14 protein-coding genes are annotated in these 14,176 nt (G+C 69.8%); 5 read left to right on the forward strand and 9 right to left on the reverse strand.

Features of this window, described 5'->3' with window-relative positions:
- Positions 1 to 617 precede the first annotated feature (617 nt).
- Complete coding sequence (locus tag ABZ135_RS23215; RefSeq protein ID WP_356698142.1) at positions 618 to 1,805, reverse strand: hypothetical protein; 1,188 nt, start codon at positions 1,803 to 1,805, stop codon at positions 618 to 620.
- Positions 1,806 to 2,905: 1,100 nt separating this feature from the next.
- Here ABZ135_RS23215 and ABZ135_RS23220 point away from each other — a divergent pair.
- From ABZ135_RS23220 to ABZ135_RS23230, 3 genes are all read left to right on the forward strand, one after another.
- The gene (locus ABZ135_RS23220; RefSeq protein WP_356698143.1) at positions 2,906 to 3,220 is read left to right on the forward strand and encodes a hypothetical protein; all 315 of its coding nucleotides are present in this window, start codon (positions 2,906 to 2,908) and stop codon (positions 3,218 to 3,220) included.
- Positions 3,221 to 3,408: 188 nt separating this feature from the next.
- On the forward strand, positions 3,409 to 4,026 hold the full coding sequence (locus tag ABZ135_RS23225; protein ID WP_356698144.1) for a helix-turn-helix domain-containing protein: 618 nt from the start codon (positions 3,409 to 3,411) through the stop codon (positions 4,024 to 4,026).
- A gap of 235 nt (positions 4,027 to 4,261) precedes the next feature.
- A complete protein-coding gene (locus ABZ135_RS23230) occupies positions 4,262 to 4,627 on the forward strand; it encodes a DUF6193 family natural product biosynthesis protein (RefSeq protein WP_356698145.1) in 366 nt (121 codons plus the stop codon).
- Positions 4,628 to 5,680: 1,053 nt separating this feature from the next.
- On the opposite strand, the gene ABZ135_RS23235 is transcribed toward ABZ135_RS23230, so the two are convergent.
- The 8 genes from ABZ135_RS23235 to ABZ135_RS23270 all read right to left on the reverse strand — a co-directional run bounded on the left by ABZ135_RS23235 (position 5,681) and on the right by ABZ135_RS23270 (position 12,859).
- Complete coding sequence (locus ABZ135_RS23235) at positions 5,681 to 5,890, reverse strand: hypothetical protein (protein WP_356698146.1); 210 nt, start codon at positions 5,888 to 5,890, stop codon at positions 5,681 to 5,683.
- Positions 5,891 to 6,128: 238 nt separating this feature from the next.
- Positions 6,129 to 6,530 carry a DUF6009 family protein gene (locus ABZ135_RS23240; RefSeq protein WP_356698147.1) on the reverse strand — a complete coding sequence of 134 codons (402 nt, stop codon included), beginning with the start codon at positions 6,528 to 6,530 and terminating at the stop codon, positions 6,129 to 6,131.
- Complete coding sequence (locus ABZ135_RS23245; RefSeq protein ID WP_356698243.1) at positions 6,527 to 8,038, reverse strand: phage/plasmid primase, P4 family; 1,512 nt, start codon at positions 8,036 to 8,038, stop codon at positions 6,527 to 6,529. Before ABZ135_RS23245 ends, ABZ135_RS23240 begins: the two co-directional genes overlap by 4 nt.
- Positions 8,039 to 8,064: 26 nt before the next feature.
- Positions 8,065 to 9,165 carry a bifunctional DNA primase/polymerase gene (locus ABZ135_RS23250; protein ID WP_356698148.1) on the reverse strand — a complete coding sequence of 367 codons (1,101 nt, stop codon included), beginning with the start codon at positions 9,163 to 9,165 and terminating at the stop codon, positions 8,065 to 8,067.
- Positions 9,166 to 9,641: 476 nt separating this feature from the next.
- Positions 9,642 to 9,992, reverse strand: coding sequence for a hypothetical protein (locus ABZ135_RS23255; RefSeq protein WP_356698149.1), 351 nt, complete (start codon positions 9,990 to 9,992; stop codon positions 9,642 to 9,644).
- An 89-nt stretch (positions 9,993 to 10,081) separates the two neighbouring features.
- Positions 10,082 to 10,513: a hypothetical protein gene (locus ABZ135_RS23260; RefSeq protein ID WP_356698150.1), complete on the reverse strand. Its 432-nt coding sequence runs from the start codon at positions 10,511 to 10,513 to the stop codon at positions 10,082 to 10,084.
- A gap of 622 nt (positions 10,514 to 11,135) precedes the next feature.
- A complete protein-coding gene (locus ABZ135_RS23265; RefSeq protein WP_356698151.1) occupies positions 11,136 to 11,306 on the reverse strand; it encodes a hypothetical protein in 171 nt (56 codons plus the stop codon).
- Positions 11,307 to 11,605: 299 nt separating this feature from the next.
- On the reverse strand, positions 11,606 to 12,859 hold the full coding sequence (locus ABZ135_RS23270) for a hypothetical protein (protein ID WP_356698152.1): 1,254 nt from the start codon (positions 12,857 to 12,859) through the stop codon (positions 11,606 to 11,608).
- 469 nt (positions 12,860 to 13,328) lie between these two features.
- Here ABZ135_RS23270 and ABZ135_RS23275 point away from each other — a divergent pair, with 469 nt between their 5' ends.
- Both ABZ135_RS23275 and ABZ135_RS23280 read left to right on the forward strand, forming a co-directional pair.
- The gene (locus tag ABZ135_RS23275; RefSeq protein ID WP_356698153.1) at positions 13,329 to 13,493 is read left to right on the forward strand and encodes a hypothetical protein; all 165 of its coding nucleotides are present in this window, start codon (positions 13,329 to 13,331) and stop codon (positions 13,491 to 13,493) included.
- Between the two features lie 100 nt (positions 13,494 to 13,593).
- A complete protein-coding gene (locus ABZ135_RS23280) occupies positions 13,594 to 13,992 on the forward strand; it encodes a hypothetical protein (protein ID WP_356698154.1) in 399 nt (132 codons plus the stop codon).
- Positions 13,993 to 14,176: the final 184 nt, after the last annotated feature.

Here is a 14,176-nt window from a genome sequence, read left to right on the forward strand (position 1 = left end):
ACGATGTTCAGTCCGGCGTTGAGCGTGCGGGTGTAGCGGCCGAAGCGTTCCACGATGGCGGCGCTGGCCTGCGGGATATGCCCCGGCAAGCCGGGGCATAGAGCGCGCAGCGCGCAAGCGCACTGCGAATTCCCCGCGCAAGCGCGGGGAATTGAATTCCGCAAGCGGAATTCGAAAAGCGATTCAATTCGCGCAAGCGCGAATTGAGAGCACCCGCGCAAGCGCGGGTGCCGAGGCTGGCAGCAAGGGAAGCGCATCACCCTCACGCCTGTGTAGGGCTTGGGAATCCCAGGCACCAACCCAGCAACAAAGCTGACGGCCCATCGGCCTGACGGGGTGGCGGCCTCACCAAAGAGACGGGGTCCGCTGTGCTCCCACCCGAACCTCTGTGTGACTGTAGAAACCGGCCCCGCCATGTTCCCTGACATCTCGCCAGTGTGCAGAATGCCCAACGTCAGAAGGCGAAATTAGGAAGGGCGCGATACGGAAGAGAGACCGTATGGATCGGTTGATGCATCACGACACTTGGTTGTGTAGAGCTTGGGTCGGTCCGCCACCCCCTGATCGTATCGTGCGGGCGGGGAAGGTTCGTTACCCTTCCCCGCCCGCCTTTTCTCTTAGGCGCCCGGGAAGAAGATTCGGGCGGCCTCAGCGTGCTGCGGAATCCCGTTCAGGTATTCGACCTGGAAGGCATCCCGGGCCGCAATATCGGCGGGCATAAGCGTGCTCACCCCCTTCTTGGTCTTGACGATCACTCCGTCGATGATGCTGATTCCGGCGCCGCCGAGGTCAGAGAACAGATTGACCCGAAGGTGCAGGTACACCTTCCCGGCCTGCTCCGCGATCGTGACCGCGTACGCGAGGTCGGCGAGCGGGTAGACGTGGGTGTCGCGGGCCCGGTCCTTCCCCCGGCCCTGTGTCAGCGCTTCCGGCCGCAGGGCGCGCAGGTAGTGCGCGAGGACGGCGCGGGTCTGCGAGCGCAGGGGAACGCTGATGTCGTCGGCGTCGAACTCGCGGACCCTGGGTCGCTGCCAGTGACCGGTGGTGCCGGTGGTGGCGACGCGAACGATCTCGTCGTATGTCCGGCGCAGCTTGCGGTGGACGTACGTGATGTCGTCGTACAGGCCGGGGTGGGTGAGGCTGGCCCAGCCGTCGGGAAGTTCGAACTGGGCGGTCACGGTGGCCGTGGGGCTCGACAGGGCCGGGACGGGGGCGAGTACGCGCAGGGCGTCCGGGTCTACGACGTCGGCGCTGATGAGGGAGCCGAGAACGGATGCCTCTTCCACGATCCGGCGGGCGCGGATCGCGGAGAGCTGTCCGGCGGGAACTGCCTTCGCGGCGACCGTTGCTCGCTCGGCCAGGGTGCGGCCGACGAGGTGGGCGTGGAACCGCTTCTCGCCCTGGATGGATTCGCGGTCGAGGGTGGCGGGGTCGTAGCTCCACGACACCACGGGGGTGAGGTCGTAGGGGCGGCAGTGCGCGGCGAACGCGTCGGCCATGATGCCCAGTCCTCGGACGAAGGCGGCGGAGTGGTCGTGCAGGCCGGGTCGCTGCGAGTTTCCGCCGGAGATGACCATGAGTTCGTACAGGGCGTGGGGACTGCGCTTGTTGGTGAGGGCGTACGCCTCGTCGGGGGAGAGGGTGATGCGGCCGAACACCTTGGTGCGGTCGTAGAGCTGGCCGATGCTGCGCAGGCGGCCGGTGCCGCCGGTGTAGCCGGGGTAGCCCTTGGCGGGCAGGGAGTCCAGGACGGGGACGGCCGCGCGGGCGTCCTCGATGTGCTGGGGCAGGAGAGTGTGAGCCACGAGGGGCTTCCTTTCGCTGATCTGACAGTGAGTCGGTGGGGTGTGCCGCCCCTTCCGACAGTCATAACTATACTGCAATCCATGCCGAGAGTCGATGGAAAAGCCCAGATCAGAAGGGATTTCCGCAGCCCTCGCCCTCACGCCGGAAGCGCAGCGCCCGGCGCCGACGCGCAGCGGCGGTCACCCGTGGAGCGCAGCGGAACGGGCGCGCAGCGCACGCGGCCGCGCAGCGGCCGGGCCTCCCTGCCGGGCGCGCAGCGCCGCGGACACCCGCTGCGCGGGGGGGAGGAGGGGAACAGCGGCCCCGCAGGGTGCGCGCCCTGGCTGCGCGGCGCAGCGGGCCCGTGCAGCCAGGGCGGGCGCTGCTGAGCCCTGGCGCGCCGTCAGGTGCGGGCCGGGGCCGCACGTCGTCAGACGTGCGTCGGGTCGTCAGGCCCGACTTCGAGGCGTCAGGCTCCCGCCCCTGAGATGCCTTGAGGTGCGCCCTGCTGCTCCCGCTCGCCGGGGACGGCGGGGAGGACGGGTGCGTGGGGGTGGGGGCGGTGGAGCGCGGGCAGGGGTGCGGGCGCGGCCCTGGGACGGCGGGGCCGGCGCCCGCGCTGCGCCGGTCCCACCCCCACGCACCCGTCCGGCGAGGCTGCCCGCTGCGGCCCCGCCGTGCGCCGCGCCCTGGCCCCGCTCCCGGAAGCGCCGGCCCGGCGCTCCGCTGCGCCCTGGCTCGCCCGTTGTGCGGCACGAAGCCGGTAACGGTGTACCAGGCTGGGCGGCGTGTTCGGGGAAGGTGATGAATTCGGCTCCGGGGAAACTGTCTGATGGCCGCTCCGTTACGTTGATAATGGCTTCTGTTAATGATCGGCGTGGCGGGCGCATCGGAGGGGTGATCAGTGAAGAGGGTTGCGTTCTTTGGCCCTCCCGCGAGCGGGAAAACGACGATCGCGGGAAAGCTTGCCGCACACATGGGAGTTACGCACACAAATCTTGACGAGATCCTTTTCACCGGCGCTGGGGCGCTCCCCCTGGACGAGTTCCGTGCGGCGGCGGACCGGATCACGCGCGGGGATTCATGGGTGGTCGAGGGGAACTTTTCGAAACTCGCGGATGTGGTGTGGTACCGGGCAGATGTTCTGGTGTGGCTCGACCTGCCTTTGCGGCTGGTCGTGTGGCGGATCACGGTCCGGAGCCTGCGGCAGATCTCCGGGCTCGACACGAGCGCGCAGGCCCGGCGGCTGACCTGGAAGCGCGCCTTCTTCGGCCGGCGTTCTCTGCTGCGCACTGCCGTACGCAAGTACCGGCACAACCGGCCCCGCTACGCCCGGCAGGTCGCCGAGACAGCCGCCCTGGGCGTGCGGGTCGTCCGCCTCCGCAGCGGTCGGGAGGCAGATGCGTGGCTGGCGGAGCAGCTCGGCCGGCGGTGAGCCGGTGGTACTCCCCTCCAAGTCAGCACAGGGTGTTGTAATGTTGAGTGCGTCTTCGCCGGGGCCCGGATACGCGCGAAGCCGGCGGAGGGCCGCCCGAGGGCGACCCGGCACACCGCCGGCTTCTCACTGCCAGAGCCGAAAGACCCTGCCGGGTCACCCTACCCGCACTCTCCCAGGAGACGATCGTGATCCCGCAGGGACGACCCGCCGTCAGCGAGTCCGACATCGCCCGGCTCGCCGGCGTATCGCTCACCACCTGGCGCCGCCAGCACGCCGAGGCCTTCCGCGCACACGTCCCCGACCTGCTCCCCGACAGCCGGAGCCGGCTCTATGACCGGGCACAGGTCGAGGCCTACCTGGCGGGCCGCCCGATCCCCGCCCTGCCCCAGGACGAGCACCCCGAAGACCTCCTGTCCGCCCGCGAGGTCGCCGACCTGCTCGGGATCAGCACCGGCACCATCCGTGCCTACGCCGCCACCGGCCACATCTCGCCCGGCACCACCGTCCACGGCTCTCGACTGTGGTCCCGACGGGAGGTCCTGGACCGCCGGGACAACGCCCCCGGGCGCGGCGTGGGCGGCGGCCGCCGCGCCGGCGAGCCCCAGGGCCCCCGCAAGAGCCACGCCTACGAGGGAGACCCCCGCCTCGACGTCGCGCGAGAAGCGCTGGCCACGGCCGGCGGTGCTCCCAAGGGACGGGTGGCCGCCGAGCTCGCCGCCGTCCACGGCTCCACCCCCCGCACCTGGGAGCGCCTCCTCACCACGGCCGCAGCGCTACAAGACAACGACCCCGACGGCGGTTGAGGGCCCGTCGGCCCGCCGCGCCGTCCGTCGTCGTCTCCGGGTCCGGACGGGACCCGGAGACGACGACGGGCACCCGGCCAAGCACCACCAGTGTCCTCCGACAGGTGATCTTGACCGATTGGCAAGATCTTGATCGCCTCCGGCCCCGGGAGACAGCCGGATCTTCCTGCTGGCTGGGGTCCAGGTGAGGGACGGGTGAGTTGTCTGCCATGGGCGTGAGCGCCATGATCGTCAGATGGCTGAGGAGACGGTTGTCGAGAAGACCTGGCGGCTGATGCTGGCGGGCGATCCCAACGTGCGGCGGGGCGATCCGGCGGTGATGGAGGCCGCCTACGCTGAACCACGCCTGCGGGTCCTGTTCCCGTTCCCGAGTCACGGATGCCTCACCTTCCACCGGAACTCGCAGTACCCGTGGAGCAACGATCTACCGTTCATCGCAGGCAGCGCCCCGTGCACGGTGTACGGGCCGCTGTACTCGTCGGTCCTAGGTGAGGGGCTCACGCCGCAGGAGGCGGCCGCGTTGGTCGTGGCCAACCTGCCCGCCGACTGTGGGCCGGCCTTCGACGGACCATGGCCCCCGCCGGGCAGCCACACCGACTGAGCCAATAGGCCATCCCGCAGCGGAGCCGATCAAAGTCACTTGGCAATCGGTCAAGATCACCTGTCAGAGGGCAACCAGGGCCACGGGAGGGCGCCCCGGTGGTGAGTCCCTCACAGTCACACAGCACGCTCGCCCCCAGGGAAAACACCCTGTGAGCCTCACATATGCGGCTCACCACCGGGACGCACCGGTCCCCACTCACCACGGTGCGCAGCGCCACACGGACCGTGCCCGGTCCGGGCCGGGCACGCGGGCTGTCTCGCGTGGGGCCCACACCGCCAGGGGCGCGGCTGCCGCGGCAGGCCCCGGCGCGGAGGGGCCCGGGATGGCCTGGAGCCGGTGCCTCCACGCCCTCCACGTCATCACCCGCTCTGCGGCGGCATTGCGGACGTGTCGCGGGGAGTCAGAACTCGCGGGCCAGAGGCGGGCCGCCCCTCGTGCGTGGGCATGAGGTCGGTCCAGCGGCCGCCGATACGGCACAGCTCGACCTCGTGCGCCCTGCCTGGACGACGTCTTCGAGACGGTCCTCGACGTCCTCACGAGCGCCCGCCGGCCCGGGGGCACGGACGCCCCGCAGGCTGAGACCGACGGACCTGAGGCGCATCGGTCACGGCGCCCGGCGGATCGGCCGCGTCGGTCACGGTGGTGACCGATCGGTCGTCCGGATCGGTCACCGCGTACGGGGGATCGGTCACGGCTTGCTGTGACCGGCCAGCGTGACGGCCAGAGGGGGCATTCTGCCCCCGCGGCATGCTCCAGGGCAGCGGGTCGGCGCGCGGGGCAGGTCGGTCACGGCGCCCCGGCGGATCGGTCAGATGCTCGGTCAGATGCCTGGTCACAGCGCCTGGTGAGTGCGGTGGTGAGTGCCGGGCGAGGCGTGGTGAGTGGGACTGCAGGACGGCTCACCACGTCCCTCACGAGGCGGTGCGCCCGTGCTCGCAGGGCGCGGCGCTGTGGGCGTCTCCGGGGCCCACGTGCGGCGCCCCGCCCAAAGGGGAGACCGGGGCGGGGAGATAGGAGCTCAGAGCGCCGCTCAGGGCGGCCCAGGCGGTGCTACGGGGTCGGGGCGGCCGGGTCGGTGCCGAGAGTGCGGGGCTCTCTTCGGGCCGGTGCCGGGTGCGGGTCGAGAACTCCGCGGGCGCGAAGCTCGGCGACGTCGGGCAGGTCGAGGCCGGGGAGGCCCGCGAGGAGGTCGGCCTGGGCAGCCTGGATCGGAGCGGTCTGGGGGCCGGGGCCGAGGCCGAGGGTGCGGCGGGTGGTCACGGCGGACATCGTACGGGGGCCGGCCGTTGTGTCGTTCCGCTGCCATCGGTGGGACAAGTCGCAGACCCGGCCTCACGGACCGTAACTCGAGGGTACGCCCCACCACTGAACCGCCGTCGAGGCCAGACGGGCGGGTCGGCCTGCCTTCGTGCCTTCGGCAACCGCTTCCAGGTGGTAGCAAATCCATGCCCCAGCTTCAGTCGCTTCAGTCGCTTGGGTCGCTGTGCGGCGGCTGGGTTCAGAGAGGAAGACTTATGCCGAGCTCGCGCATGGCGTTGGACGGAGGGCCACCTTCGCTGCGCTCGGTTTTGCGCCCTTTGACGGTGGGCTGGAGGGTGTCGGGGTCGACTGCTTCGGCCGGGGCGGAGCTGGCGTAGAGGCCTTCGGGCTCTGTGTCGCGGTCGTGTGGGAGCAGCCAGAAGACACGGCGTCGGAACGTTCCGGAAGCTCGGGACGCCTTGGCGCTGGTCGCGAGAACGGCATAGCCGACCATTCGCCCGTCGCGGTGGTAGGCGGGCTTGCCCCCTCGGGTGGGGAGGCGGTCGAGGCTCTGGCGGACGTAGTCGAGGCGGGAGATGTCCTCGAGCCAAACGAGGTCGGTCTCGTGCTGGAGATCGTTCTCGCTGATCAGGGAACTCATGCCGTCTCCTCCTGGGCGAGCAGTCCGATGCCAGGGTAGTACTTCCTCGAATTCGACAAGATCATCTCTTTCGGGGAGGCCAGGCCGAGAAGTTCGCGGGCGCGGGCGGCGAAGGTGCGGTTGCTCATGGGGATGCAGCCTTCGCTCAGGCACCAGCCGCGGTAGGCGTCGTAGAGGGTCTTCTGTTCGGTGCGGCAGTCGGGGTGGATGAGGCAGGCCTCGTCGAAGAAGCGGCCGGTGTGGTCCTCGGTCTCGGCGTAGGCGTTGGTGGCGATGCGGACCTTGTCGGGGCCGGTGAGGTCTTTCTCGCCGGCGAGGTAGCGGCGGGCGCCGTCGATGAGCCAGTTGAGGATGCCGGGGCCTTCCTCTGCGACGAGGATGTCGGCGAGGTTGTCGATGCGGCGGTCGTCGGCGACGGTGCGCTCGAAGGGGATCAGGCGCATGCGGCGCCAGAAGGCGAAGCCTCCGGTTCCGACTTCGGGGCGGTGGTTGCCCAGGAGCCAGAGCTTGTGGGTGGGGTTGAAGGAGAAGAAGTCCTGGCGCATGCGGCGGGCCTTGATGCGGTCGCCGCCGGTGAGGTGCTTGACGCGGGCTTCGTCGAACTTGTCGCCGGGCTTGACCTCGGAGCAGACGACGACGCGTCGGCCGTGGAGTTCGGCGAGGTCGGTGGGGTGGCCTTCGTAGAGGCGGGCCATGAGGAAGCCGGGCGGTGCGGCGTCGGCGTAGTCGCCGAGGAGTTTCATGGAGACGTCGAGGAGGACGGACTTGCCGTTCTTGCCGGCGCCGAAGAGGAAGGGCATGACCTGGCCGCCGACGTCGCCGGTGATGGAGTAGCCAAGGAGCAACTGCAGGAAGCTGATCATCTCGGTGCCTTCGGCGTCGTCGCCGAAGGTGTCGGTGAGGAAGCGCTGGAACCTGGGGATGGGCATCGCGGCGGGGCCGACGGTGGTCGAGCGGGAGTGGAAGTCCTTGTTGGGGTCGGGGGTGCGTACGAGGCCGCTGCGGAGGTCGACGATGCCGGCCGGGGTGCACAGGGCGTAGGGGTCGGCGTCGAGGTACTCGGCCTTGAGCACCATGCCGGGCGCTGATTTGGCCTGGGCGAGCATCGCGTTGATGCCGGCCGTGCTGAGAGCTCGGCGGCGGTGCTTCTTCAGGGCGTCGGCGGAGTGCTCGCCGGTGGGGTCGGTGGTGGCGAGGTGTTCGCCGATCTCACCAGCGGCCCACAGGACGGAGTCGTCTTCATCGACCTGCCAGCGGGTGGTGTCCCACCGGTACCAGCCAAGGCCTGGAACGTGGCGGAAGTCGGCCTGGTAGAGCTTGACGAAGAGCTTGGCGTTGCCGCGGTCGGTGAGGGAGTCGGGCCTCAGGCCGTGGGCGGTCGCGCCGGAGGCGGCCTGGGCGGCCTGCGGCGTCTCAACGGGGTGTGAGGCGTGCTGAGGCGGCAGGACAGGGCCGGCCTTGGCCATGATCTGTTCTGCCAGGGCCTGGGGGTCGAAGTCGAAGAGCATGTTCGTCTCGCCGCCGGCGGGGCTGGTCACGGGCGGCTCCCGGGGTGGAGGGGACGGCGTGCTCCGGCGGTCATGCCGCTGCGGATGATCGCTTTGGCACGTGATTCCTGCCCGGGGCGGGCGAGGAGGGCAGTTTCCATGAGGGCGTCCTCCGCATCCTGGGCAGTGAGGTGCCCTGCGGCTACGAGGCCGCCGACGGTGTACGCGGCGCGGTTGAGCTTCTCGGAGAACCCGGTGCCTTCGGGGGCGTGGGCGCAGTCGGCGACCTCGGCGAGCACAGTGGTGAGTGCGGCGACGGTGGGGTGGGTGGCGCCGCGGGCGGCGAGGACGGCCTGGCGGGCGCGGCTAGGGACGGGGCGCGGGGCCGGAACGTGGGCAGCGGGCAGGTGGTGGGTGCGCTGGAGTTCTTGCGCCAGCCAGTCTGGGAGCGGTGCAGGAGTTCGTGCCGTGCCGACCGGCGTGTAGGTGCCGGCCTCGGTGGTGGTTCCGGGCGCGACGATGTAGCCGCCGTCGGCACGGACATCGACCTGCCAGGCCAGGGCGCGGGTCGTGCTGGAGCCGGAGGAGCACTGCCAGCGGCGGGAGTCCGCCTGCCGGTACCAGACGTGCAGGCCACCGGACGGGGTGCGGACCCTCAGGGTGGTGGCGTCGTCGGCCGGGCTGGTCTGACCGCGGAGGGCGGCAAGGACGGCGAGCGTGTGGAAGCCTGTGGTCATCGCGGATACGTCGATGTCCTCGGCGATATCGATGCCGGGCAGCAGCCGGTTGCGTGCCGGTGGCGGCGCTGGGTGCGCGTCGATGTCGATGACCACGAGGTTGGCCGGGCCGCAGGCCACTGCCACGCCCATCTGCGGGCGAGCGCCCCACCACTCCTGGATGCGGGTGCTGTCCAGGGTTGCGGCGTGGAAACCGTGGCACCAGCGCCCCGCTGCCCGGCAGGGGCAGGTTCGGCGGTCGTGTCCGGGCGCGCGGCAGTCCGGGCAGTTTCCGGCAGGGGTCTTCCTGCCAGGGGCAAGGGGATGGACCGGCCAGCCGTGGCTTGCGCACCAGCGAGCGAGCGCCAGCGGGGCTGGCGGAGCGACGGCGCTTCTTGAGTCGCTGGAGGAAACCCGCAGGTCAGCAGGCATTCGATCTCCCAACAGCGACTGAAGCGACTCAACGACGGAGACAGCCTAGCGAAGACGTCTGTTCGGGTGGACCACCCTCACCCCCGGGCGTGCCGCTCACCTGCTGCGGCAGCGACCGAGCGACTGACGCGAGCGACTCAACTGGCTGGTCAGCAGTTTCGGTCGCTTCTGTAAAGCTGCAGGTCAGACAGCGTCTGCAACACCAATCAGCGACTGAAGCGACTCAAGACGCCTATATATGACACGCACACGCGCGATCTGCATAGCTGATATGTATAACTTCGGTCGCTTCAGTCGCTGCGGACTTCCTTGTTGGGCGTCTGACCTGCACGTTTCTTCCAGCGACTGAAGCTTCGCACGGTCGCTGAGCTTCAGTCGCTGATCACCCACCGAGTGCCGCCGAAGCGACCCAAGCGACCGAAGCTTCGCTGCCGCTCCTGGATCGAGTTCGTCATGTGGCGGATGGGCGAGCTGGCTCAAGTACGAACGGTGACGTTGCTCATCACGTCCCGGGCCCGGGTGAGCGCCGAGCTCAGGAGCCACGACGCGGCGGCAGCATCTTGGATAGCGGCGCGCAGCTCGTTCCGGATGGTCTTGACCGTGGCACCGTTCGGCCCGGCGACGAGCTCTCCGTCGCTGGCGAGGTCGACGATGTAGGTGGGGAGGTCCTCGATTGCCTTCGGCACCGAGAGAGCAAGGTCGGAGAGGTGACCGAGGACATCGCCGATGCTGCCGATGTCGTGGCTCTCAGGTGCACCTGGCAGTGCTCGTACGGCATCGGCAGCGTGGCGGGCGAGGTCGGCTGCGGGCGTCAGTTCAGTCGCCATCAGGTTCTCCTTGTCGGTTCAGGCGAGGTCGTTGCGGGCGTTGCACACCGATGGGTGGTGTGGGCGTTCGCGAGTAGGAGGTCGATGCATCACAGTGGGCGGAGATCAGCCCTGTGGTGGATGGGGCAGCCGAACGAGAAGCGTGCCGGGTTCTCGAACTTGTCGGCGTTGAGCTGGTACACGTGCTCCCAGCCGTGTTCGTCGTACTCGCTCACATGGAACGGCTGCTCTGAGGCCATGCCCTTCTCGTCCGCCGTGATGTAGGGGAAGCGGTGCCGGGCGGCGGCGACCCGTGGATCTGTCGTTCGGGGCAGGAACGCGACGGCCGGGTTGATCCAGAGCCTGGCGACGCCGTCGACCTGGCCGTCCAGAGCGAGGTAGCGGCGATCGACCAGCCACTGGATCAACTCTCGCAGGGTGCTCTCCTCGATTTCGAGGTTCTCCGCTTCAGCCGCGAAGTCCAGGACGACCGGAGCGTCACCCTGCAGCTTCGTCGCCAGGATGATCAGCAGCCGCAACACGCTCGCTTCTCCCGGCGAGCGACGCCGTCGCCGCCGAGGCGGCCCTGGCCGCTGAGCTGCGTTCTGTTCGAGTACGTACTGGTGGTCGGCGGCCAGGAGCGCCGGCCCGTGGCAGACCGTCTCATCGCATGTGCAAGGGTCCATGGCGTGAGAACGAGCAGCACGTCAAGACCGCCTCCGGGAGTGTCCGTTAGGGGGAAGCCTTCGTCACCGCGCTGGAGGCCCGCAGGACCGGTTTGTTCATCAGGTGACCGTCAGGCGGTCACAGCACGGTTCCGTGGAGGGCGCGACGGTCGTAGGTGAGGGCGTAGCGGTGGGCAGCGAGGCCGTGCTCGAGGGGGCTCGGCGATCTGCTCGAACAGCAGCCCCAGGACGTCGGCGGCCTCGGCGTCGGAGAGGTAGGCCGGCGCGACTTCCAGCCTCAGCTCCCCGATCGTGTGGCTGCTGGCGAAGAGGTCGGCGACGTCGCGACGCAGCGCGGCGACGGCCGGGTCCGCCGACGGATCGGCGGGCGGCACCGGCGGGACGGTGCGGACGTCGTAGACGGCGGACCACGACGCCCACCGTGGCCTTATCGAGGGCCTGGAGGCCGCTGTGGACAGCGTGGAGAGGATGCGGGTGATCAGAGCTCCGCGAAGTCGTTCGTACGGCCGGAGACCGCGATCAGGGGGCGCTGGGACAGGCCGAAATCGAGCGCGGCCGCGGCGGCCGGGCCGGTGTCTTGCGTGCGAGACGTCTCGGTGCCCGCCGCGACTGCGCCGTGGATCTCGGAAAGGACGTGGGCGACGGTCATGCGCCGGTACGCCTGCGCGCGGCTGACGCCGAACCCCGCGGCGCAGTACGCCCCCGAGGAAGACGATGCGCGCCAAGGGATCGCCGTTGAGCTCCGCGACATGCTGGCCGGTCTCGTCGTGCCTCATAGTCGCTTCGATGCTGAACGTGGCGAGCAGGATGCGGTGGAGCGTGCGCTTCCCGTACTTGGCGAGCAGGGCTGCCAGTGGGCGCTCGTGAGCGCCGCCCGCCAGGATTCCCAGGGCGCCGTCGTTGTTCTGGACGCCCCCTCCAGGGCGGCCAGAGCCCAGCTCACCCCGCCTACCTGCGGAAACGGACTGCGAAGCTCATAGCCGACGCGTCGCCGGGGAGGTCGGTGCGGGGAGCTCGAGGGCCGGGGATCAGGGGGCGTGGGCCGCCGGGCATCAGTCCGCGGTTGCGCAAGACGTGGGCCCGCTCGCGGCATCGGGCGGTGCAGAACTTCCGGGGGTGGCGGGTGGTCTCGGGCAGGGGCTGGAGGCAGACCGGGCAGCAGCCGGGAGCAGCGACGGGGGCCAGGCGCTCCAGGAGCTGGCGAACGTGGTCGACCTCTTCCTGGGTGGTGAAGTAGGGGGCGTCGGCGTGGCCGTGACAGCCGGTGAGGAGTTCACGGAAGACGGCGCGCAGCTCGGTGAGGTCGCGGCGGCAGGTGCCGAGCAGGTCGAGGAAGTCTTCGACGGGCCAGGTGGCGAGGACGCCGGTGCGGGTGAGGTAGAGGCCGACGGTGTCGATCCGGTAGACGTCGGCGGTGTCGAGGAGGAGGTAGCCGGCGAGCTGCCAGGCGGTGCGCTGGGACATCTCCTTGAGCGGGTGGCGGGTGCTCTTGAAGTCGAGCAGCAGGCCCTCGACGGCGAGGTCGGCATCCGCCGTGATGCGGGCGCCGGCGAACGTCGGGCCGCCGTGGCAATCCTCGGGCCGGGTCCGGGCGAGCACGTCCTGAAGGGGGCTGTGGGCGGCTTTGTGGAGCTGGTTGATGACGTCGCTGACCATGTCGGGGTGTGGGAGCTGAAGCAGGCGCGTGAGGGTGAAGCCTCCGGGGTCTTCCAAGGCGGCTCCGGCGAGCGGGGTGAAGGCGAAGCCGATGGAGGTGCGGGCTAGGACCTGGTACCAGGCCGCGACGATGAGCATGCGGGCCAGGTCTTCTTCTTCGTCCTGGGCGCGGTCGAGGGGCAGGTGGCGGTTGTCGAGGTCGAGGTCCTGGACGGTCTTGGTCAGGCGTGCGGCGAGCTCGTTGCCGACCGCGCGCATCCGCAGTCCCTGGCCGTGGCTGCCGAACCGGCCGGTGCGCTCGATGCCGATGAGGGCGGCGTCGTCGACTGGCGCGGCGGAGGTGAAGGCAAGGCGCAGCCGCTGGTCGATCGCCGTGCCGACGGTGCCGGCCTCGGTGCCGACGCCGGGCGGCGGGAGCAGGACGTGGTCGGTGCGGTGCTGGGCGCGGTAGTTCTGCCGCAGCGGGCCCGGGCCGGCGGACAGCTCGCGGTCCAGGAACCGGCGCAGGGGGGAGTGGGGGCTACGCAGCCCGTCGACCAGGGACATGGAGGGATCACCACCGTTCATCGAGCGCCGCCAGGGCGCGCAGGGGGAACGGTTCGGACGGTAGGGAGCGGCACTGACGCGGTGTCACCTGCAAGAAGTAGGAACGGGGAGCTGTGGGCGCGGGATTCACCCGGGAGAGTGGCGGCGTGACGTCTCCGGGCGGGGGCGTCCGGGCCAGCCAGGGCGGGCACTGCCCGTGTCACGCAGTCCGTCACAGCCTCATAGCTCACAGCTCACCGCGTCTATCTGGGGAAACGGGGTGTGAGGCTCACAGGATGTTCGTCGGGACGGTGGTGAACTGCGTGGTGTGGTGAGTGTGCAGCGCCGTGGCACCACCAAAAGAGTGAAGTCGATTGTGTAGCCACTTGTGGAATCACTCCACAAGTGGCTACAGTCTTTCTTGTCGGACCTAACCCGACACCACCGCCGGACCTAACCCGGCACCCCGACATCCAAGGGAGCAACCCCCATGGCCAGCACCAAGATCGAGATGCAGCGCGCCGAGTCCATGATCGAGGAGCTGCGCAGCGACAAGCGTCGCTACGCGGCCTGGAACGACATGGACCGGTACACCTGGGCCTGCCAGGAGCTCGGGTGGTGGGAGCGCCACCTCAAGAGGCTGAAGGCCAGCTAGGCCACCCGGCCCGCCCCTGCCGGGGCGGGCCTTTCCCTCCCGCAGTCTCTTGTCTCAACCCGCCCTCCAGGGCGATCTCGCCCACGAAGGAGCCGAACCAATGAGCACCGACGCCACCAGCAAGCAATCGACCTCCGCCACGACAAGGAGCGCCGCCGAGAAGTTCCGTCAGGGAGTGATCGCCCTGCTCGCCGAGTTCGAGCATGAGCGCCAGGAGGCCGGCGAGGGAGGAACCGACCCGTTCTATGAGGTCAAGGCGATCGCCGCCGGGTTCGAGCAGTCCCAGGACGATGAGCAGGCCAGGCAGTCCTTCCTCACCGCACTGGCCGAGAAGCTCACCCTCGACAACGTCCGAACCTTGCGTCTCGCCGGAGAGGCGGCCGTCGCCGCGACCCCCCAGGTGATCAAAGCCGAAGCCAGCCACAAGAAGCCCAAGCGGATCGCCGACGAGGTCGGCCTCAGCCTGTCGCGGATCTACCAGATCCTCCGCAGCGAGTGACACCCCACACGAAACGGGCCCGCACCGGCGACCTAACCGCCGTACGGGCCCTCACCGCGGCAGGAGCAACCCCTGTCGCGGCTGGGCCCACCCTACCGGGCCCTGGCATGCACCTGTGTCCGCAGGTTTCGCCAGCCAGCCGTGCGACCACGAGACGTCGAGCAGGCCCCCCGGGTGGCAGTTG

This window comes from Streptomyces sp. NPDC006339 (genome assembly GCF_040612775.1).
In the GTDB taxonomy this organism is placed as follows: domain Bacteria; phylum Actinomycetota; class Actinomycetes; order Streptomycetales; family Streptomycetaceae; genus Streptomyces.